The following is a 20,205-nucleotide window of genomic DNA, read 5'->3' as shown; positions in this document are numbered from 1 at the left end:
GATGATACGTATGAAAAATCTGGTGGCTGCAGCCACGTTGAGCCTGATTTTAGTCGGCTGTTCCAGCACTCCTGAAGTCAGCCCTGATAGCTCCCCTGCTGAAATATATGCAACGGGTCAGCAAAAGTTACAGGACGGCAATTTTAAAGCAGCGATTAAACAATTTGAAGCTCTTGATAACCGTTATCCATTTGGTCCATATGCTCAACAGGTTCAATTAGACCTGATTTATGCATATTATAAATCAGCAGAGCTGCCAATGGCGATAGCCGCGATTGACCGTTTCATGCGTTTGAATCCAACTCATCCAAATATTGATTATGTCCTCTATATGCGAGGCTTAACCGCAATGGCTCTGGATGATAGCTTATTGCAAGGCCTTTTTGGTATCGACCGCTCAGACAGAGACCCACAGCATGCACGAGTTGCATTCAAAGATTTCAGTCAGCTAGTGCGCTACTACCCTAACAGCCTATACTCCAATGATGCGAGTAAGCGGTTAGTCTTCTTAAAAGACCGCTTAGCGAAATTCGACCTTTCTGTTGTCGAATACTACAACAAACGCGGTGCTTATGTCGCGGTTGTTAATCGTGTTCAACAAATGCTAAAAGACTACCCAGACACAGAAGCAACACGTAATGCCTTAGCATACATGGAAATTGCTTATAATGAGATGGGGCTAAACCAAGAAGCGAATAAAGTTGCGAGTATTATTGCTGTAAACCCACAATAATACCATCGTAAGATCTAAAACAGCAGCCATGGCTGCTGTTTTTCTTTGTTAGCAGTGATTTAGTTGCTTGCTCATTTAAGTTACTAATTTTAACCCAAAAAAAACTCAGGCCAATAACCGTTCCGTTAGCCAACCCAATCAGTTTCCCTTAAACCATTCATCTTGGCAATGCTTTTTCGCCCCTTTTTTACGTGAAATCACACTTCGGATGGGTGCAACTCTTCCCCTGAATGAGATGTGATCTACATCAATTTTTTCTTAGCAAGAACAGGTATTCTGAACTCAACAAAGACGGAAACAATGAGAGGTAACTATATGATAGTGAACATTACTAGCAAGCAAATGGACATTACCCCAGCGATTCGTGAGCACATTGAGAGCCGTCTAACAAAACTCGACAAGTGGCAAGTATCTCTGATAAATACCCATGTTGTATTATCAAAAGAGCCACAAGGTTTTATGGTTGATGCCAACATAAAAACAGCGACAGGAAAATTGGTCGCAAGTGCCAAGCATGAAGATATGTACGTTGCAATTAATGAACTAATTAACAAACTCGAAAGACAACTCAATAAAGTGCAACATAAAGGAGAATCAAGAAGAGCCTATAATAGTGTAAAAGAAGCGAATAATACTGTTACGTTATAATTTTATATTATCTATCAACTAATCTTGAACCTTATAAACGCGCTCACTATGGGCGCGTTTTTTATGTTTCTGATCCTTATCTATTGACTTCTGAGTGAGTATCGGGTTTATTTAAATTGAATCTGACGAAAGGTATCCATATGAATCTTAATTTTGTTTTCTTTTTCTTCTTTAGCAACGCCTAATTAGGGGCTTTTGTCGTTCGAGAAAGAAAAGAAGACAAAATTAAAAAGCCCCCTCTAGGGGGCTTTTTTTATATCATAATATTAACAGGGGTGGGCAGAATGGAAAACAGCACTAATTTATTGAAAGTAAGAGAAAAAATAAGCCAACTAGATAGTGAGTTACTCAATCTTTTAGCAAAGCGCCGTGGTTATGCTGTTGAAGTTGCTGAAACAAAAATTGATGATAGCCGCCCGATTCGCGATAAAGACCGTGAACGCCAGCTTTTGGATGTTTTAATTAACAAAGGCAAACCTCTAGGACTTGATGGTTTTTATATTACTCGTTTATTTCAAATGATTATTGAGGACTCTGTTCTTACACAACAGGCGATTTTACAAAAGCATTTAAATTTAACCCCTAGTGACACTGCCCGTTTCGCATTTTTAGGGCCGAAAGGCTCTTATTCACACATTGCTGCACGCCAGTACTCAGCCCGTCATTTTGACCAGTTGGTTGAATGCAGTTGCCACAAATTCCAAGATATTTTTTCATTAGTTGAAAATGGGCAAGCAGAATACGGTATTTTGCCAATAGAAAATACCAGTTCAGGTGCAATTAACGATGTTTACGATTTACTGCAAAATACGTCATTATCAATCGTCGGAGAGATTCGACTCCCAATTAATCATTGCCTCTTAACGACAGGAAATACCGATCTCAGCCAGATCAAAACCGTTTATAGCCACCCACAGCCTTTCCAGCAATGTAGCCAGTACTTAGCGCAATTCCCACACTGGGAAATAAAATATTGTGATAGCACATCAACCGCAATGCAAATGGTTGCCGATCAAAACTCACCGAGTGTCGCAGCTCTTGGAAGTGAAGCCGGTGGCGCATTATACGATTTAAGTGTAATAGAGCATAACCTTGCTAATCAGCAAATTAATATGACTCGCTTTATTGTTGTTGCACCACAACCAATTGAAGTCACAGAACAAGTTCCTGCAAAAACAACACTGCTTCTGACCACTGGCCAACAAGCTGGTGCTTTAGTTGATGCATTAGTTATTTTGAAAAATAATAAGATAATTATGAGCAAGTTAGAATCACGCCCAATTAATGGAAAACCCTGGGAAGAGATGTTTTATGTCGATGTTCATGCAAACTTGCGTTCAGATAATATGCAACAAGCTTTAAGAGAACTTTCAACAATTACTAGGTCAATTAAAATATTAGGCTGCTACCCATCCGAAAATGTGGTTCCTGTTGAACCTGAAAAAATTACACCTTAATAAGATATAGTTAGGCTGCATTTTTCAGTGCAGCCTATTAAACTGAAACTATACTCTCACTTCAGGTTGGTGATTCGACGATTTCACTCTGAAATAATTGACTAGCTCCTTCAAATGGTACGCCTGTTCATTTAATGAGTCCGCTGCGACAACAGATTCTTCAACTAAACTCGCATTTTGTTGTGTGGTTAAATCAAGCTGCCCGACCGCACTATTAATTTGAGAAATACCATCGCTTTGCTCACGGCTAGCTTGCCCAATTTCACGTAATAACGCATTCATCTCTTTTACACTATCAACCATGCCATGTATTTGTTGCGTTGCTTTTTCGACAAGTTCCATGCCTTCTTGTGTTTGGGACGATGAATTTTCAATCAACCCACGAATATCACTCGCGGAAGCAGCACTTTTCTGTGCTAGCAACCTTACTTCTCCAGCAACAACAGCGAAGCCTCGCCCATGCTCACCCGCTCTTGCCGCTTCCACCGATGCATTCAATGCTAAAATATTAGTTTGGAATGCAATGGAGTCGATGAGATTAATAATTTCTGTCATCTGTGATGATGAGCCATTAATTGCACGCATTTTATTCGTAACTTGGCTCATCATATCACCATTGTTTTGTACAATAATCGCAGTTTGGTCTGCAAGCATACTTGCTTCATGAGTGTGTTCAGTCGTGTTTTGAACCGTTGACGTGATTTGTTCCATTGAACTGGCTGTTTCTTCAACTGATGCGGCTTGCTCTTCAGTACGCGCGGCCAGGTTTTGGTTCCCCGCAACAATTTGCCCTGCTGCTGCCGAAATACTTTCAGAACCTTGCTGAACCTCTTGGACGATTTCCAGTAAGTGTTCTTTCATCGCATTCAGTGCATTTAGCAACACACCCGTTTCATCTTTTGAAGTAACCTGAATATCTTTAGTCAAATCCCCATTTGCAATTGACTGAGCGAAATTAACTGCATTTTCCAATGGCCTGGTAATTATTGTCGTAATATACCACCCCATTACGCAGCCCACGCCAATACTCAAGATCGATAGCACTGCCAGTAATATTTTATTACTTTCATAGTCTGCATTAACTTTCCGGCCAATCTCTTGCATCTGCAAATCTTGAATTGCCATTAACGTTTGAATTTGTTCTCGATAATCACGCTGAATACTCGACGTTTTCGTCATCATTTCGTCAATAGCAGCCTGGCGATTATTCTCTGATAAAAAGGTATTGATGCGAGTAATTGATGAATGAAACTGTTGGCGAATAACACGCAAATCAGCCAAGACTTCTTTAGAGCGATCATCTGTAACGTTATTTTCTAAGTTTTCCATCAATTCATTAATTTTTAATGTAATTTTAGCCAATTCTTCTCTGCGTTTATCACTACCACGATCATCCAGTAAAATTAGCTCTTGGATCCCTATAAAAGAATAGAAGTTATCCATCATTTGCCCTGCGGTAGAGGCGATAGGATAACTTTCATACAACACTTGTTTCATGCCATCATTAGCTCGGTTCATATTCGCTAAAGAAAATATTGAACTTAAGATAATAAGCGCAACAAAACTACCAAATGCTACCGTTAACTTCATACTGATTTTAAGATTTTTAAAAAACATATATTTACCACGCTAACCATCATTTAATGAGTAGTGTTATCGGTAAAATAGATGAAATCTTTATCATATAAATCGATCGATTCATAAATATTAATTTTATAAATCGATTAATTTAGAATTAAATAGTGAATAAATTTAATTTTTGACTGAGTGGCATATTATTCGATAGAAATTATATAGATAAGTACAATTGCTTATTTTAAATAAATATATACGGAAAGATTAGCTAAAACAGGAGGCTATGGAAGATAATAATAAATTAACAAAAATTAAAGCCCCCTACCGCTATAAAATACGATAGAGAGCGGGGGATGATTATTTCCGATTATCATTTGCTCGTTGCAATAATGATTGACTTTCTTTCATAAAATGATGGGCATCTTCGCCGAACCACTGGCTAACTTGATTAAATTGGCGAATAAATTCTGTTTTATCTTTGTTCTCTAGTAGTGCGATTGAATCACCTAACAACTGGTGATATCGACGTATCAATTCAACATTTTCATTTGAAGACATAATAATGTCTGCATATAGCTGAGGGTCTTGGGCAAATAACCGCCCAACCATCGCAAGCTCTAAACGGTATATAGGCGATGATAAATCAAGTAATTGCTGTAAATCGATATTTTCCTCAGCAAGGTTTCGCCCGTAAGTAAATGTTGTAAAATGGCGTAATGCCTGAATAAAGCTCATGTTTTTATCATGCTCTTCGGCTGATATTTCTTTCAAGCGAGCTCCCCAAACCAATAACTGTTCAAGGAACCACTGATAAGCCTCTGAGCTACGGCCATTACAGTAAGCAAATACTTGCTTTGCAACACTACCAATATCAGGGCCAAACATCGGGTGAAGCCCAAGTACTGGCCCATCATGGGCTGCTAACATCGCTTCTAATGGCTGTTGCTTAATCGATGCAATATCCATCAAGACCGTGCTTTTATCCAGTTTCGGCAGCTGGTTAATGACTTGCACCGTTAAATGTATTGGTACACTAATCATCACGATGCTAGCACCAGCAACTATAGACTCTACTTGCGGCCAATCACCTTCGTTCAAGGTTTTAACTTGGTAGCCTGATAAGTTAAGGAGACGATGAAATAGCCGTCCCATTTTCCCATCACCACCGACAATCACAATTGGTCCTGCTGATGGGTTCAGTGTTTTGAACCCTTTATCATTTTCACGTGCATAAGATTCACGCATGATCCGTCTAAGAATATCTTCAATCAGATCAGGCGGGATCCCCATACGCTCAGCTTCGGCACGGCGTGCTGCCAACATGCTTGTTTCTCGTTCAGGCACATAAATCGGTAAGCCGTGTAAGCTTTTCACTTCACCAACTTCAGCAACCAGTTGCAGCCTTTTTGCTAATAAATCGAGTAAAGATTTATCAACTTCATCAATTTGTTCCCGTAAATGGGTTAACTCAACAGACATACCAATACCTTGATCAGCTCACTTTACTCAATTTTTGCGCACGTTGTTCAAGCACAGGTAGCAATGCCTGATGTAAATTACGCAATACCGTTTCCGTCGTTTGCCAGTTAATGCAGGCATCTGTCACTGACACACCGTATTTCATTGCGTCACGGGCTTGTTCAGATGTTTGATTCCCTTCATTAATATGGCTTTCTAACATAATACCTGTAATTGATTCATTACCATTAATAATTTGTTCAATAATAGAATCAACAACCAATGGTTGACGGCGGTAATCTTTATTTGAGTTTCCATGGCTACAGTCCACCATAAGCGATGGCGCTAAACCTGCTTTTTTCATTTCCGCTTCACAAGCCGCGATATCTTCCGCATTGTAATTTGGCGTTTTTCCACCACGTAAAATGACATGGCCATTACTATTACCTTTAGTATGTAATAAACAAACTTGGCCAGATTGGTTAATTCCCATAAAACGGTGTGGCATGGCAGCAGCTTTTAATGCATTAATTGCTGTAGATAAGCTTCCATCTGTCCCATTTTTAAAACCAACTGGCATAGATAAGCCTGATGCCATTTCACGGTGTGTTTGTGACTCAGTCGTTCTTGCACCAATTGCAGACCAACTGAATAGATCCCCTAAGTATTGGGGATTGTTAGGATCCAGTGCTTCTGTTGCTAATGGTAGCCCCATATTCACTAAATTAGTTAATAAGTCACGAGCAATATGTAGGCCTTTTTCCATTTCAAAAGAGCCATCCATAAATGGGTCACTAATCAAGCCTTTCCAACCCACTGTTGTACGAGGTTTTTCAAAATAGACACGCATCACAATATATAAGCTATCACTTAATTCTTCGGCTAATACTTTTAGACGCTCACCATATTCAATAGCGGCATCCACGTCATGAATTGAGCAAGGACCACATACCACGAGTAAGCGAGGGTCACGTTGGTGAATGATATCAGCAATCACTTGGCGCGATGTCGCAATGGCATGCAGGCTGCTGTTACTCAGCGGATATTTCTCTTTCAGACTCTCAGGAGTGATTAATACCTGCTCGTCTTGAATATTCACGTTGTTGAGTACATCTTTTTGCATGATCATTTTTTACCTACTTATTAGCTTATATTTGCTTAGTTTATTATTTACGTATTGTGTTTGAGTGCATGAGTAATAACATACCATGCATCGTAAACAATTCAATCCATTTATGTAAAATATCTCTATTGATGTATATTTTTATTTACACAAACATATCTAATTGATAGTTAAATAAATTAAAGAAAGATAGATATTTCCACCATTTAAATTAGAGTTGAAAATCACTTATCTGTAAATATTTATTTACAGATAAGTATGAGTTACCAGCTATATTCTAAATAGTTCAAGTTGTAGCAAGGCGGCAAAGTGAGGACATCGCAGGGAGCATACATCAGTATGTGACCTGTGTGGTTGAACAAAGCCAACACAGCTACAGCTTGAAATATGACGAATATAGATGTGACTAGTGTGACTGAACGCAGCCAACACAGCTACAATTTGAAATATGAAGAATATAGTGGCGAATAAAAAGGCCCGCAAAAGCGGGCCTCTCTATAACATAACTTTCGGATGTAGCGAAAGCGTATTACTTGGCGTTCAGACGCTCTTTGATACGAGCTGCCTTACCAGAACGCTCACGCAGGTAGTACAGTTTAGATCTGCGAACAGCACCACGACGTTTAACAGCAATGCTATCTACGACTGGAGAGTGAGTTTGGAATACACGCTCAACACCTTCGCCGTTAGAAATTTTACGAACAGTGAATGCAGAGTGCAGACCGCGGTTACGAATAGCGATAACCACGCCCTCGAATGCCTGCAGACGTTTTTTAGAGCCTTCTACGACCCATACCTTAACTTCCACGGTGTCACCCTGACGGAATGAAGGTACGTCCTGCTTCATTTGCTCTTCTTCGATTTGTTTAATAATGTTGCTCATAATAACTCTCTTACCCTAGGTAAACTGATATATTTAGACAATTAATTGTCTGGATTCATTTGTTGCTCAGACTGATATTCCCGTTGGAATTCAGCCAGCAACATCCTCTGCTCGTCAGTCAGAGCTAGGCTTTCCAGAAGCTCAGGTCTTCTAAGCCAGGTACGGCCGAGTGATTGTTTCATGCGCCAGCTATCTATTTTAGCGTGGTTTCCTGAAAGTAAAACATCAGGAACTTGCATGCCATCTAACACTTCAGGACGGGTATAGTGTGGACAATCTAACAAACCATCTGCAAAAGAATCTTCTTGGGCAGAAGCTTGATGACCAAGTACCCCGGGTATAAACCGTGAAACTGAGTCAATCAACACCATCGCGGGAAGTTCCCCACCACTGAGAACGTAATCACCGATTGACCATTCTTCGTCAACTTCGGTTTGAATGATACGTTCATCAATGCCTTCATAGCGGCCACAAACAAGAATTAACTTCTCATTGGTTGCCAGCTCGCAAACACCGTCTTGACTGAGTTTGCGCCCTTGCGGTGAAAGATAAATAACCTTTGCACCCTCACCAGCCTCAGTTCTTGCTGCGTTGATTGCATCCTTAAGCGGCTGCACCATCATCAGCATGCCTGGACCACCACCATAGGGGCGATCATCAACAGTCTTGTGCCTATCGTGAGTAAAATCTCGCGGATTCCAGCACTCAAATGTTAGCAGGCCATTTTTCACTGCCCGGCCAGTTACCCCGTACTCGGTTATTGCGCGGAACATTTCGGGAAACAGGCTAATTACACCAATCCACATGATTTTGTCCCACTCATCAAAACCGTTCAACCGGAGATTTAAAAACCAGGATCCCAATCCACTTCAATAAGTTTGGCATCGAGATCGACTTTCTTGATAACCTGCCCATCAAGAAACGGAACCAACCGCTCCTTGATGCCAAATGCATCTTTTAAATTCGCCTTAATGACCAGTACATCATTTGAACCGGTCTCCATCATGTCAGTGACGGTACCAAGGTCATACCCTTGTAACGTCACTACGTGGCAGCCCATCAGGTCTTTCCAGTAGTATTCGTTTTCTAACTCAGGAAGTTGGGTTGAATCAACCGCAATTTCAAAATTAGTCAAGAGTGCTGCTGCATCGCGGTCATCGACCCCGTTCAGCTTGACGATGATATCCTTGTTATGATGTTTCCAATCTTCAATTTCAATGTGTTGCCATTGACCTGAACGTTGGATAAACCAAGGCTGATACTCAAAAATACTTTCAGCATGTTCGGTGGACGAAAAAACTTTGAGCCAACCACGAATACCGTATGCCGCACCTAATTTCCCCAATACTATTGGGTTTTCAGGTGGCTGTAGTTTAGTTTGCTTGCTCATTGTTACCACCGCGACAGATTAAGCTGCTTTCTTAGCTTGTTTGACCAGTTGTGCAACACGGTCAGAAATAGTTGCGCCTAAGCCAACCCAATGCTCAACACGGTCTAGGTCTAAACGCAGTTCTTCTGCTTGACCTGCAGCGATCGGGTTGAAGAAACCGATACGCTCAATGAAACGACCGTCACGCGCATTGCGGCTATCAGTCACAACGATTTGGTAGAACGGACGTTTTTTAGCGCCGCCACGAGATAAACGAATTGTTACCATAACATCCTCATTAGTTAACAAAACAACCAGACTCCATCGAGGGATAGAGTCCGGCTGTCATATAAAAAGCCCGAAAAGTTTACTCACTTTGACGCAAAAATCAATCAAAAGTGCGTTTTGTTTGAGGCTTTATTGCTTAACGCCCCGGAAAGCCCGGTGGCATCATACCCTTCATGCCGCGCATCATCTTGGCTAGGCCGCCTTTTTTCATTTTCTTCATCATGCGTTGCATGTCATCAAATTGTTTTAAGAGGCGATTAACTTCTTGCACGGTAGTTCCCGAACCTGCCGCAATACGACGTTTTCGTGAACCTTTAATAATTTCTGGTTTTTCACGTTCTTTACGTGTCATGGAATTAATCATCGCTTCCATACGAACGGTGATTTTATCATCCATTTGGGACTTAACGGCATCCGGTAACTGAGACATTCCTGGCATTTTGCTCATCATGCTCGCCATGCCGCCCATATTACGCATTTGCTTTAATTGACTTAAAAAGTCGTTTAAATCAAAGCCATCTCCCGTTTTAAGTTTTTTAGCAAGCTTTTCAGCTTCATCACGGTCAACTTTATGCTCAATCTCTTCAATCAGAGAAATCACATCCCCCATACCAAGGATACGAGACGCTACACGCTCTGGATGGAATGGTTCTAAGGCATCAGTTTTTTCACCAACACCTAAGAACTTAATAGGTTTCCCCGTAATCGCACGAATTGAAAGCGCCGCACCGCCTCGTGCATCACCATCCACCTTGGTCAACACAACCCCTGTCAGTGGTAAGGCTTCGTTAAATGCTTTCGCTGTGTTTGCCGCATCCTGCCCTGTCATCGCATCAACGACGAATAAGGTCTCAACGGGCTTAATAATGCGGTGAACCTCTTGGATTTCCTCCATCATCGCTTCATCGACATGCAAGCGACCTGCGGTATCCACCAACAACACATCGTAGAATTGCAATTGTGCATGTTTTAATGCTTTTTGAACAATTGCTGCGGGTTTTTCTTGTACTTCTGAAGGGAAAAAGTCAATTCCAACGCTTTCAGCTAATGTCTCTAGTTGTTTAATCGCTGCAGGGCGATAAACGTCAGCAGAGACAACTAATACTTTTTTCTTTTGCTTTTCTTTTAATAGCTTACCTAATTTTGCAACGCTGGTTGTTTTACCGGCACCTTGCAACCCCGCCATTAAAACAACCGCGGGGGGTTGTGCAGACAAATTAAGTTGGTGGTTTTCGTCCCCCATCGCCCTAGTCAGTTCATTTTGAACTATTTTAATGAACTCTTGGCCAGGTGTTAGACTTTTATTGACATCTTGCCCAACGGCATTTTCTTTAACTTTTTGAATGAATTCACGGACAACTGGTAAAGCAACGTCAGCTTCCAGTAAGGCCATGCGAACTTCGCGTAGTGTTTCTTTAATATTTTCATCAGTTAGACGGCCACGCCCACTGATATTGCGCAACGTGCGCGATAGTCTGTCAGTTAAATTATCAAACATATGTCTTAGCTCAATTCTGTTGATGGGCCGATGTCAGCCTGATCTGGTTGCTAATACAGATAATTTCAAGTGTCATTATCTAACAACTTGAATTATAAGCATCAATGCCTTCACTATGATGAAGGGAAACCAACACTAAAAATAATCGCGGCAAAATAATGCCCCATTGTAACATGCCCACAGTTTTTTCGCTGCCCCCTGTTTGAAACAGATGATACAGGTTATTATGGCTTGAATTTAATAATACGAACCAAGCAGTAGGCGCATGAAGTGCTATCAGCAATGAATATATTGTGATTGGCCCGTCCAATAGTTGGAGCCTACACTCGTACAAGTTATACTATGAAATAACTTTCCACTAAAAACGATTAACGACACTATACTATGCCCGTATTTGCAGTCATAGCAGTTTGTACATACATGGTCAGTCTATTACTGATCGTCCCTGGCCAAGTGCGTAAGCAGCCACTCTACCGCTATCTTGCACTTTTTCTTGCTGTGATTGCGTTAGTAACTCACGCTATTACATTGAAATTTTTGATTTTCAGTGAAGCCGAAGGACAAAACCTCACACTGCTGAATTTAGGCTCAACAGTGAGCTTGCTCATGTGTGTGATTATGACTGTTGTCGCTTATTGGGGAAAAGCTTGGTACTTAACGCCCATCGTCTATAGTTTTGCCATCATTAACTTGATGTTGTCGACGCTAATGCCTGGGGAGTTTATTACGCATCTCGAAGCACGAGTACCACTTTTTGTTCATATTGGCCTCGCTTTATTGAGCTATGCAACACTTCTTATTGCCGCCTTATATGCGTTACAAGTGGCTTTAATTGACCATCAGCTAAAAAACAAAACCTTAAAATTTAGTCCCGATATGCCACCTATGATGGTAATTGAACGTAAAATGTTCCACGTCACTCAAGTTGGCGTCATTTTGCTGACTCTTACCTTATGTACCGGCTTTATTTATATGGATAATATTTTTGATAAAGAAAATATCCATAAATCGGTGTTATCCGTGATCGCCTGGTTTGTTTATATCACTCTACTTTGGGGCCATTTCCATGGAGGATGGCGAGGTAAGCGCGTCTTATTTTTCCATGTTGGCGGGTCAATCATTTTAACCATGGCTTTTTTTGGTAACCGTCTAATACAGGAGTTTATGGTATTTTGACACAAATAAAGTCACTCTTTTCACAGCATAAGGAAACTTGTTTTGGATGATGTGTCCACGAGTACGCTAATCATCATATTGATTGTTTTAATTTTTATGTCAGCCTATTTTTCTGCATCAGAAACAGGGATGATGACGCTAAACCGTTATCGGTTAAAACATTTAGCAAAACAAGGCAATCGCTCAGCGATCCGTGTTGAAAAACTTCTTAAACATCCAGACAAGCTGTTAAGTCTCGTCCTTATCGGTAACAACTTAATTAATATCGTCGCTTCTGCATTAGCGACGATTATCGGTATGAGGCTGTATGGTAACGCAGGAGTCGCGATATCGACGGGGATCCTGACCTTTGTGATCCTCATTTTTGCTGAAGTTATGCCCAAAACGCTGGCTGCGCTCTACCCTGAAAAAATCGCATTTCCAAGTAGTTATTTCTTAAAACCATTACAAGTGGTCATGATGCCCATTGTTTGGGCATTTAATACGATTTCAGCGTTGCTGTTACGTTGCATTGGCGTGAAATCACTAACCGCAAGAACTGATGCGGTTAATAAGGAAGAGTTACGCACTATTGTTAACGAATCAAAGCATAAAATTAGCCGCCGAAATCAAGATATGTTGATTTCAATTTTAGATTTAGACAAAGTCACTGTCGGCGATATTATGCTGCCTAGGAATGAAATTGTTGGCATTGATGTCAATGATGACTGGAAGTCAATTATTCGGCAGCTCACCCACTCACCTCATGGCCGTATTGTGTTATACCGTGATTCACTCGATGACTCTATTGGTATTTTACGTGTCCGTGAAGCCTACCGTCTTATGATGGAAAAACGTGAGTTTAATAAGCAAAACCTCATAAAAGCTGCTGATAACATTTATTTTATTCCTAACAGTACACCTTTAAATGTTCAGTTAGTTAATTTCCAGCACAATAAAGAAAAACTCGGGATCATTGTTGATGAATACGGTGAAATTCAAGGCCTTATCACTGTAGAAGATATATTAGAAGAGATAGTGGGTGACTTTACAACCTCTATGTCGCCATCCTTAGCCGAGGAAGTCTTGCCACAAAGTGATGGGAGTGTTCTTGTGGACGGCACTGCAAATATTCGTGAACTGAATAAGGCTTTTGACTGGAATCTCCCTATAGATGGCCCTAGAACGGTTAATGGGATGGTTTTAGAGGTTATCGGTGACATCCCACAACCTGAAGAGCAAATCGTGGTAGGCCATTACCTTATCGAAGTATTAACGATGAGTGAAAATATCGTTAAGCAGGTGAGGATCACGCCACTTACTTTTAGTTCTCAAGTCCCTGATCTTTGAGTTGACTATAAACTTGCCAGTAAATTCTCATATAAAAAAAGAGCCTTCATTGGCTCTTTTTAATAGCGGATATGCCATAAAAAACTAAACGTGTAACTGCTCAAGTTTCTCTGCTGGTAGTGCTAACTCATCGTTCTTATTGATTCCAATTTCTGACGCGATAACATTACGTGCAATTTGCTGAGCTTCTTCTAGCGAGTGCATTTTGTATGTACCACATTGGTACACATTCAATTCGGGAATTTTGTTTTGATCTTTCACTTGCAAAACATCTTCCATTGCAGCTTTCCATGCCTTAGCAACACGCTGTTCATCTGGCTGACCGATAAGGCTCATATAAAAACCAGTACGACACCCCATTGGTGAAATATCAATAATTTCAACACCATTACCGTTGAGGTGATCACGCATAAAGCCTGCAAAAAGGTGCTCTAAAGTATGCGTTCCTTTTTCTGTCATGGCTTCTTCATTGGGCACAGTAAAGCGCAAATCAAAAACCGTAATGGTATCACCACTTGGTGTTTTCATGGTCTTTGCCACACGTACAGCAGGTGCTGACATGCGAGTATGATCGACAGTAAAGCTATCTAATAATGGCATTTCGTGACCTCCTCGAAAATAAAAAATATTTTCTAAAATAAATGAAACTATTTTGAAAATACATAGTCTGAATTATTGAAAGACGCGCAATTTGTTATCATCCCTAATTCTCTAAGAGATTTTTTATTTGGCCACCTAGAGTGGCCATTTCTTTTAACGCCCTGCATGAATGCGCAGATAGTCCTCAAAGCTTTCGCTCTCATTTTGTTCCATCTTTGCTTGCTTCTCTATTGAAGCTAATCGTGCTTGCTCAAATTGCTCTTCAGTTATCACTTCATACGGCTCATTCACTAACTGTTCAAAATATTTTTCAGCTAATTCTAACCCGTAGCCACCAATGCCTTTCTCTAGCATTTCATCCATAACAAGTGCTGAATATGTGAGAGTAGGGTCTTTAAACATAGCAACAAATTGGTGACAAACCTCTTGATACTTGGCATCACAACAAGTGTCTAATACTTCAGCCACGCGAATCAAGTCATTAAATAATTGCTGCCCGACTTCAACTAATGGCTTAACTTCACTGCCACAACCGAAACCAATAACTTGACCTGGTTTACGGCCTTCGAGGATGACACGATTCCAGTTTTGACGACAACAGTCTAATTCCTGTGCATTCATTTCAGGTGCATCAGCAAGTACACACCAGATTAAGAATAGATCAACAAAACGAGCTTGAGTTTCATTAACACCAATTGCACTAAATGGATTAATATCAAGTGAACGGACTTCAATGTACTCAATACCACCGCGCAACAACGCATCAGACGGTGATTCACTACCTTTAGGTACGCGTTTAGGCCGTATTGGGGCGTAGAGCTCATTTTCAATTTGTAGCACATTCGTATTCAGTTGAATATATTTGCCATCTTTTTTTACACCCAGTTTTTCAAATTCAGCTGAAGGCTTATGGATGGCTTTTTTTAGGCTTTCGACGTATTCATCCAGTTTATTGAATGTGATATTTAAATCACTTTGTGATTTATTTGTATACCCCAAGTCACTCATGCGTAATGATGTCGCATAAGGCAAGTAATACGTACCACAGTCCGTTTTATCAAATGATAGTGTAGTATCTCTATCTTTCAAAAAAGAGCCGCAGATAGCCGGAGATGCGCCAAATAGATAAGGAATAGCCCAACCAAAGCGGTAGTAATTTCTAATCAGGCGCAAATAGCCTTCAGAAATTTTTTCTTTGCCACTTTCTGCATCTTCAATACCAGCCCATGCTTGCCAAAATTCAATCGGCAAAGAGAAGTTATAATGCACCCCTGCTATCGTCTGCATCAAAGCGCCATAACGATTTTTAAGGCCCTCACGGTACAGTGTTTTAAACTGCCCTACATTAGAAGAGCCATATTGCGCAAGAGTGATTCTATCTTCACTTTCAATAAAGCACGGCATACTCAACGGCCACATTCTTTCATTTTGAAGGTGACGAGCAGTATAGCGGTGCAAATCCCGCAAAAAAGCCAAATTATGGCTAATGCTTTTATCTACAGGAGTAATAAATTCGAGTAAGGACTCCGCAAAATCTGTCGTGATCCATTTATGTGTTAAAGCTTTTCCCAGCCCTTCTGGATGCAAGGTCTCTGCAATTGCGCCTGTTGGGGTTACACGCAATGTTTCACGCTCTATACCACGTTGAATGCCATTTAGTGTTTCTGGGTGCGCCTCTAACCATGAGAGCGCTTTCGATACGTCCGGGATCAAGTCGACCTCCCGCCTGTGATGTTAATTTATTTTATTAAGGCAATTACTTTAGCCTAAATCACAGAAATTGTCGCTGTCTAGATGTGTTGTTTATGAGGGAATAAATCAAAGAGCTATCGAAAATATGATTTAGTTAATTTTATGAATGGCAATTTTAGACAAAAAAAAACTCCTCGAATGAGGAGTTTCTTAATGATGGTGCATCCGGGAGGATTCGAACCTCCGACCGCTCGGTTCGTAGCCGAGTACTCTATCCAGCTGAGCTACGGATGCAAAATTTGGTCGATAGTAAATCGATAGTTACAATAACTATTATTGAATTAAATTAATAAGGTATTATTGATATCGCTAAGTTATTAGCTAAGAGATGGTGCATCCGGGAGGATTCGAACCTCCGACCGCTCGGTTCGTAGCCGAGTACTCTATCCAGCTGAGCTACGGATGCATACTTAATGCAAGATGTGCTGCTCTCTCAAACTTCTTTATCAACTTCTACTTCTATAAATCAATTTCTTAGTTACTGCTTTGTTTGGTTGCTAAAACCGAAACAACACCCCATCAGATGTTCTCATAGGGTTAAAGATGGTGCATCCGGGAGGATTCGAACCTCCGACCGCTCGGTTCGTAGCCGAGTACTCTATCCAGCTGAGCTACGGATGCATAATCTAAAATGGCGGTGAGGGAGGGATTCGAACCCTCGATGCAGCTTTTGACCGCATACTCCCTTAGCAGGGGAGCGCCTTCAGCCTCTCGGCCACCTCACCATATTTTAGTTACACACGATTTGTTTTTTCAAACATCTCGTTGCTGTGTGGCGCACATATTACTTTCCTAGACTTAGAAGTCAAACAATTTTTCCAAACTTTTTGCATTCCGTTGTCTGTTTGCACATTTCACAAGCAAGATGATTAGTTTAACACCGAAAAAGAGACATTTCAGCCCTTATGGCACTAACTTTATAAATAAAAATACAGGGACAAAATCATTCTATAAATGAATAAAAATGAGTTCACAGGATTGATTTGCCTATATTTCAAACAAAAGAAAATAAACTCTCAGCACAAAGGGACCTAAGACTAAACAATAAAATGAGTTCGAGGAAAGATAGTTATAAAAAAGAAAGGATGTTCCTAGAAATAATGAGAGTAAGACAAGCGCCCATTCTTGCTGTGTGGTCAATCATTGGACGCTTATTCATTATTATTGATTATCTGGTTGAGTCTTTTCAGCCTGGATCCGTTGATAAATTTCTTCACGGTGAACAGAAACTTCTTTTGGGGCATTAACACCAATACGAACTTGGTTGCCTTTGACACCCAATACAGTAACTGTTACCTCATCGCCTATCATGAGTGTTTCACCAACTCGACGAGTCAGAATAAGCATTCTTTGCTCCTTGAAATATTAAAAGAGTCGGGTCTCTAGGTATCCCCGCTATTGTCCATCACACACCGTGAAAACGCAAAGCAATGACATTCACCTAAAGCATTGATGCCATCAATACAAGCATTCTAATTATTTACAAACAAAATATAGCACTACAAACGATACATTAACAATGCCGCAACAGATTAAAGTTGCCTCATTTTTCAATGAGGCAACGTTGTAAGTGCTTACAGGCGTGCTTCAACCCACTCTTCGACACTCGCCATAGCAGCAGGTAATGCGCTAACGTCAGTACCTCCTGCTTGAGCCATGTCTGGGCGACCGCCACCTTTACCACCTACCTGGCTTGCGATGTGGGAAATCAAATCCCCTGCTTTAACTTTAGCCGTCAAATCATTAGTTACCCCAACGATCATACTGACTTTATCACCACTTGTTGTTGAAAGCACGATAATCGCTGATTTCAACTGATTTTTAAGGTCATCAACCATAGTTCTCAATAACTTAGGATCAGTATCTCCTAATTGAGTGACTAACAATTTGATGCCTTTCACCTCTTTCGCTTTACTACTTAGTGAAGCACTTTCTTGAGATGCTTGTTGATCTTTTAGTTGCACAATTTCTTTTTCGAGCTGGCGAGATTTATCTAATGCCGCTTTTACTTTCTCGACAAGGCTATTAATATCACCTTTTACTAGGTGTGCAATTGCCGAAAGTTGCTCTGATTGATTATGTATGCTTTCAATCGCCATTGAGCCTGTCGTCGCTTCAATACGGCGAACACCTGCAGCCGTACCTGATTCGCTCAAAATACGGAATAAACCAATATCACCAGTGCGACGCGCATGTGTGCCACCACATAACTCGATAGAGAAATCCCCCATACTCAGAACGCGCACACGCTCTTCATATTTTTCACCGAACAATGCCATAGCACCTTTTGCTTTAGCACCTTCTAAATCCATTAGTTCAGTTTCAATTTCTGAATTTTTACGAATTTGCGCATTCACAATATCTTCTACTTCACGTAGTTGTTCTTGTGTCATCGCCTCAAAATGAGAGAAGTCAAAACGCAAGTATTTATCATTAACCAATGAACCCTTTTGAGAAACATGGTCGCCTAATACTTGACGTAATGCCGCATGCAGTAAATGTGTTGCTGAGTGGTTTAAGCGGATCGCATCACGTCTAGCGCTATCCACAAAAGCTGTAATTCTATGGTTAACAACCAGTGACCCCACCTCTACCTTACCAATATGCCCAATTGCTTGACCATATTTTTGTGTGTCAGTGACTTTAAAGCTTGCATTGTCATTGTTTAAGTAACCCGTATCGCCGACTTGCCCACCAGATTCGGCATAAAATGCCGTTTTATCGAGTATAACTAAGCCTTCTTCACCAGCATTCAAGCTGTCTACAGGGTGGCCATCTTTATAGAGTGCAGTAATAGTAGCTTGTTGCTCATCATATTGATAACCGGAGAATTCACTACGCTTATCGACTTTAATTAAAGAATTATAATCCGCACCAAAACCACTGGATTCACGCGCACGACGGCGCTGGTCTTCCATCGCTCGCTCAAAACCGTCTTCGTCGACTTTAATATTGCGTTCGCGACAAACATCTGCCGTTAAATCAATTGGGAAACCATAAGTGTCATATAAGCGGAATGCCGCTTCACCATCTAGGGTATCCCCTTTCAGTGATGCAAGTTCTTCATCTAATAATTGAAGACCGCGCTCTAAAGTACGCGCAAATTGCTCTTCTTCAGTCTTGAGAACTTTTTCAACTATCGCTTGCTGTCGTCCAAGTTCTTCTGCCGCAGGCCCCATGACTTTAATCAGTGGCGCAACTAATTTGTAGAAAAAAGTGTCTTTTGCACCAAGCATATAACCGTGACGAACAGCACGACGGATAATGCGACGCAAAACATAACCACGGCCTTCATTCGATGGAATAACACCATCACTAACAAGGAATGCGCAAGAGCGAATATGGTCAGCAATAACACGTAATGATTTATTTTCTAAATCTGTTGCGCCAGTTGCTTTAGCTGCCGCAGCGATAAGGTCACGGAAGATATCAATTTCATAGTTTGAATTAACGTGCTGCAGTACCGCAGAAATACGCTCTAAGCCCATTCCTGTATCAACTGAAGGTTTTGGTAGAGGCTCCATTGTCCCGTCAGACTGACGGTTAAATTGCATGAAGACTAAGTTCCAAATTTCAATATAGCGGTCACCGTCTTCTTCAGGGCTTCCCGGAGGCCCTCCCCATATATGATCACCGTGATCATAGAAAATCTCGGTACATGGGCCACAAGGACCAGTATCACCCATTTGCCAGAAGTTATCTGACGCATATGGTGCGCCCTTGTTATCACCAATACGAATAATACGCTCAACTGGAATACCTATTTCTTTATTCCAGATATCATAAGCTTCGTCATCAGTTGCGTAAACGGTCACCCACAACCTTTCTTTTGGTAAGTTAAACCATTCATCGCTAGTCAATAACTCCCAAGCAAAACGGATAGCGTCATGCTTAAAGTAATCGCCAAAGCTAAAATTGCCTAACATTTCAAAAAATGTATGGTGGCGGGCGGTATAGCCCACATTTTCTAAGTCGTTATGTTTACCACCTGCACGCACACAGCGTTGCGCGGTTGTCGCTCGGGAATATGCTCTTTTATCCAGGCCAAGAAATACATCTTTGAACTGGTTCATCCCTGCGTTTGTGAACAATAGTGTAGGGTCATTATTTGGCACTAGTGAACTACTAGAGACCACTTGATGACCTTTTGTATGGAAAAAGTCGAGAAACGCTTGACGGATCTCAGCGGTGCTTTTACTCATATTTATCCCGATATCAAGCTGGAAACAGAATTACGAATTGTTGAGATGGAATGTAACATCACCTCTAATCAACTCTCCGATTAAAAAGTGACTGATAAGATAAAGTCTCTTTGT

At 40.9% G+C, this 20,205-nt stretch carries 17 protein-coding genes, 4 tRNA genes and 1 other annotated feature; of the genes, 5 read left to right on the top strand and 16 right to left on the bottom strand.

Annotated features, from left to right (window positions below; all coding sequences use genetic code 11):
• Position 1: 1 nt before the first annotated feature.
• The 3 genes from bamD to pheA all read left to right on the top strand — a co-directional run bounded on the left by bamD (position 2) and on the right by pheA (position 2,838).
• Positions 2-733: an outer membrane protein assembly factor BamD gene (gene bamD / locus M0M83_RS05115; RefSeq protein WP_248468416.1), complete on the top strand. Its 732-nt coding sequence runs from the start codon at positions 2-4 to the stop codon at positions 731-733.
• A 315-nt stretch (positions 734-1,048) separates the two neighbouring features.
• Complete coding sequence (raiA, locus tag M0M83_RS05110; protein ID WP_036958924.1) at positions 1,049-1,381, top strand: ribosome-associated translation inhibitor RaiA; 333 nt, start codon at positions 1,049-1,051, stop codon at positions 1,379-1,381.
• 139 nt (positions 1,382-1,520) lie between these two features.
• Positions 1,521-1,638 (top strand) — a sequence feature (Phe leader region).
• A gap of 27 nt (positions 1,639-1,665) precedes the next feature.
• Positions 1,666-2,838: a bifunctional chorismate mutase/prephenate dehydratase gene (gene pheA, locus M0M83_RS05105; RefSeq protein ID WP_004264832.1), complete on the top strand. Its 1,173-nt coding sequence runs from the start codon at positions 1,666-1,668 to the stop codon at positions 2,836-2,838.
• A gap of 48 nt (positions 2,839-2,886) precedes the next feature.
• Here the strand turns inward: pheA and M0M83_RS05100 are convergent, their stop codons facing one another.
• The 8 genes from M0M83_RS05100 to ffh form a co-directional block, all read right to left on the bottom strand.
• Positions 2,887-4,455: a methyl-accepting chemotaxis protein gene (locus M0M83_RS05100; protein ID WP_125893603.1), complete on the bottom strand. Its 1,569-nt coding sequence runs from the start codon at positions 4,453-4,455 to the stop codon at positions 2,887-2,889.
• A 315-nt stretch (positions 4,456-4,770) separates the two neighbouring features.
• On the bottom strand, positions 4,771-5,892 hold the full coding sequence (tyrA, locus tag M0M83_RS05095) for a bifunctional chorismate mutase/prephenate dehydrogenase (protein ID WP_248467773.1): 1,122 nt from the start codon (positions 5,890-5,892) through the stop codon (positions 4,771-4,773).
• Between the two features lie 13 nt (positions 5,893-5,905).
• Positions 5,906-7,000, bottom strand: a complete 1,095-nt coding sequence (locus tag M0M83_RS05090) for a 3-deoxy-7-phosphoheptulonate synthase (protein ID WP_282561488.1) — start codon at positions 6,998-7,000, stop codon at positions 5,906-5,908.
• A 523-nt stretch (positions 7,001-7,523) separates the two neighbouring features.
• Positions 7,524-7,877: a 50S ribosomal protein L19 gene (gene rplS, locus M0M83_RS05085; protein WP_096864779.1), complete on the bottom strand. Its 354-nt coding sequence runs from the start codon at positions 7,875-7,877 to the stop codon at positions 7,524-7,526.
• Positions 7,878-7,918: 41 nt separating this feature from the next.
• Positions 7,919-8,683, bottom strand: a complete 765-nt coding sequence (gene trmD / locus M0M83_RS05080; RefSeq protein WP_125893610.1) for a tRNA (guanosine(37)-N1)-methyltransferase TrmD — start codon at positions 8,681-8,683, stop codon at positions 7,919-7,921.
• A 38-nt stretch (positions 8,684-8,721) separates the two neighbouring features.
• Positions 8,722-9,267 carry a ribosome maturation factor RimM gene (gene rimM / locus M0M83_RS05075; protein ID WP_125893611.1) on the bottom strand — a complete coding sequence of 182 codons (546 nt, stop codon included), beginning with the start codon at positions 9,265-9,267 and terminating at the stop codon, positions 8,722-8,724.
• An 18-nt stretch (positions 9,268-9,285) separates the two neighbouring features.
• Positions 9,286-9,534: a 30S ribosomal protein S16 gene (gene rpsP, locus M0M83_RS05070; protein ID WP_004264823.1), complete on the bottom strand. Its 249-nt coding sequence runs from the start codon at positions 9,532-9,534 to the stop codon at positions 9,286-9,288.
• Positions 9,535-9,670: 136 nt separating this feature from the next.
• Positions 9,671-11,032: a signal recognition particle protein gene (gene ffh / locus M0M83_RS05065; protein ID WP_004914034.1), complete on the bottom strand. Its 1,362-nt coding sequence runs from the start codon at positions 11,030-11,032 to the stop codon at positions 9,671-9,673.
• A gap of 384 nt (positions 11,033-11,416) precedes the next feature.
• Here ffh and M0M83_RS05060 point away from each other — a divergent pair, with 384 nt between their 5' ends.
• The gene (locus M0M83_RS05060; protein ID WP_102139731.1) at positions 11,417-12,208 is read left to right on the top strand and encodes a cytochrome C assembly family protein; all 792 of its coding nucleotides are present in this window, start codon (positions 11,417-11,419) and stop codon (positions 12,206-12,208) included.
• Between the two features lie 42 nt (positions 12,209-12,250).
• Positions 12,251-13,537: a CNNM domain-containing protein gene (locus tag M0M83_RS05055; RefSeq protein ID WP_125893613.1), complete on the top strand. Its 1,287-nt coding sequence runs from the start codon at positions 12,251-12,253 to the stop codon at positions 13,535-13,537.
• 84 nt (positions 13,538-13,621) lie between these two features.
• On the opposite strand, the gene luxS is transcribed toward M0M83_RS05055, so the two are convergent.
• The 8 genes from luxS to alaS all read right to left on the bottom strand — a co-directional run bounded on the left by luxS (position 13,622) and on the right by alaS (position 20,091).
• Positions 13,622-14,137, bottom strand: coding sequence for an S-ribosylhomocysteine lyase (gene luxS / locus M0M83_RS05050; RefSeq protein ID WP_125893615.1), 516 nt, complete (start codon positions 14,135-14,137; stop codon positions 13,622-13,624).
• Between the two features lie 153 nt (positions 14,138-14,290).
• Positions 14,291-15,850, bottom strand: coding sequence for a glutamate--cysteine ligase (gene gshA / locus M0M83_RS05045; protein ID WP_248467771.1), 1,560 nt, complete (start codon positions 15,848-15,850; stop codon positions 14,291-14,293).
• 196 nt (positions 15,851-16,046) lie between these two features.
• Positions 16,047-16,123, bottom strand: a tRNA-Arg gene (locus tag M0M83_RS05040).
• A gap of 95 nt (positions 16,124-16,218) precedes the next feature.
• Positions 16,219-16,295: transfer RNA gene (locus M0M83_RS05035), tRNA-Arg, on the bottom strand.
• 138 nt (positions 16,296-16,433) lie between these two features.
• Positions 16,434-16,510 (bottom strand) — tRNA-Arg (locus tag M0M83_RS05030).
• A gap of 11 nt (positions 16,511-16,521) precedes the next feature.
• Positions 16,522-16,614 (bottom strand) — tRNA-Ser (locus M0M83_RS05025).
• 436 nt (positions 16,615-17,050) lie between these two features.
• Positions 17,051-17,236, bottom strand: coding sequence for a carbon storage regulator CsrA (csrA, locus tag M0M83_RS05020; RefSeq protein ID WP_004264815.1), 186 nt, complete (start codon positions 17,234-17,236; stop codon positions 17,051-17,053).
• 227 nt (positions 17,237-17,463) lie between these two features.
• Positions 17,464-20,091, bottom strand: a complete 2,628-nt coding sequence (alaS, locus tag M0M83_RS05015) for an alanine--tRNA ligase (RefSeq protein ID WP_213912856.1) — start codon at positions 20,089-20,091, stop codon at positions 17,464-17,466.
• Between the last annotated feature and the right edge of the window lie 114 nt (positions 20,092-20,205).

This window comes from Providencia rettgeri, from assembly GCF_023205015.1.
In the GTDB taxonomy this organism is placed as follows: domain Bacteria; phylum Pseudomonadota; class Gammaproteobacteria; order Enterobacterales; family Enterobacteriaceae; genus Providencia; species Providencia rettgeri_E.
This window is presented reverse-complemented; position numbering and strand designations above follow the sequence as displayed.

Coding starts and splice junctions, on each gene's coding strand:
- bamD (WP_248468416.1), top strand. CDS start 2: ATGATACGTATGAAAAATCTGGTGGCTGCAGCCACGTTGAGCCTGATT.
- raiA (WP_036958924.1), top strand. CDS start 1,049: ATGATAGTGAACATTACTAGCAAGCAAATGGACATTACCCCAGCGATT.
- pheA (WP_004264832.1), top strand. CDS start 1,666: ATGGAAAACAGCACTAATTTATTGAAAGTAAGAGAAAAAATAAGCCAA.
- M0M83_RS05100 (WP_125893603.1), bottom strand. CDS start 4,455: ATGTTTTTTAAAAATCTTAAAATCAGTATGAAGTTAACGGTAGCATTT.
- tyrA (WP_248467773.1), bottom strand. CDS start 5,892: ATGTCTGTTGAGTTAACCCATTTACGGGAACAAATTGATGAAGTTGAT.
- M0M83_RS05090 (WP_282561488.1), bottom strand. CDS start 7,000: ATGATCATGCAAAAAGATGTACTCAACAACGTGAATATTCAAGACGAG.
- rplS (WP_096864779.1), bottom strand. CDS start 7,877: ATGAGCAACATTATTAAACAAATCGAAGAAGAGCAAATGAAGCAGGAC.
- trmD (WP_125893610.1), bottom strand. CDS start 8,683: ATGTGGATTGGTGTAATTAGCCTGTTTCCCGAAATGTTCCGCGCAATA.
- rimM (WP_125893611.1), bottom strand. CDS start 9,267: ATGAGCAAGCAAACTAAACTACAGCCACCTGAAAACCCAATAGTATTG.
- rpsP (WP_004264823.1), bottom strand. CDS start 9,534: ATGGTAACAATTCGTTTATCTCGTGGCGGCGCTAAAAAACGTCCGTTC.
- ffh (WP_004914034.1), bottom strand. CDS start 11,032: ATGTTTGATAATTTAACTGACAGACTATCGCGCACGTTGCGCAATATC.
- M0M83_RS05060 (WP_102139731.1), top strand. CDS start 11,417: ATGCCCGTATTTGCAGTCATAGCAGTTTGTACATACATGGTCAGTCTA.
- luxS (WP_125893615.1), bottom strand. CDS start 14,137: ATGCCATTATTAGATAGCTTTACTGTCGATCATACTCGCATGTCAGCA.
- csrA (WP_004264815.1), bottom strand. CDS start 17,236: ATGCTTATTCTGACTCGTCGAGTTGGTGAAACACTCATGATAGGCGAT.
- alaS (WP_213912856.1), bottom strand. CDS start 20,091: ATGAGTAAAAGCACCGCTGAGATCCGTCAAGCGTTTCTCGACTTTTTC.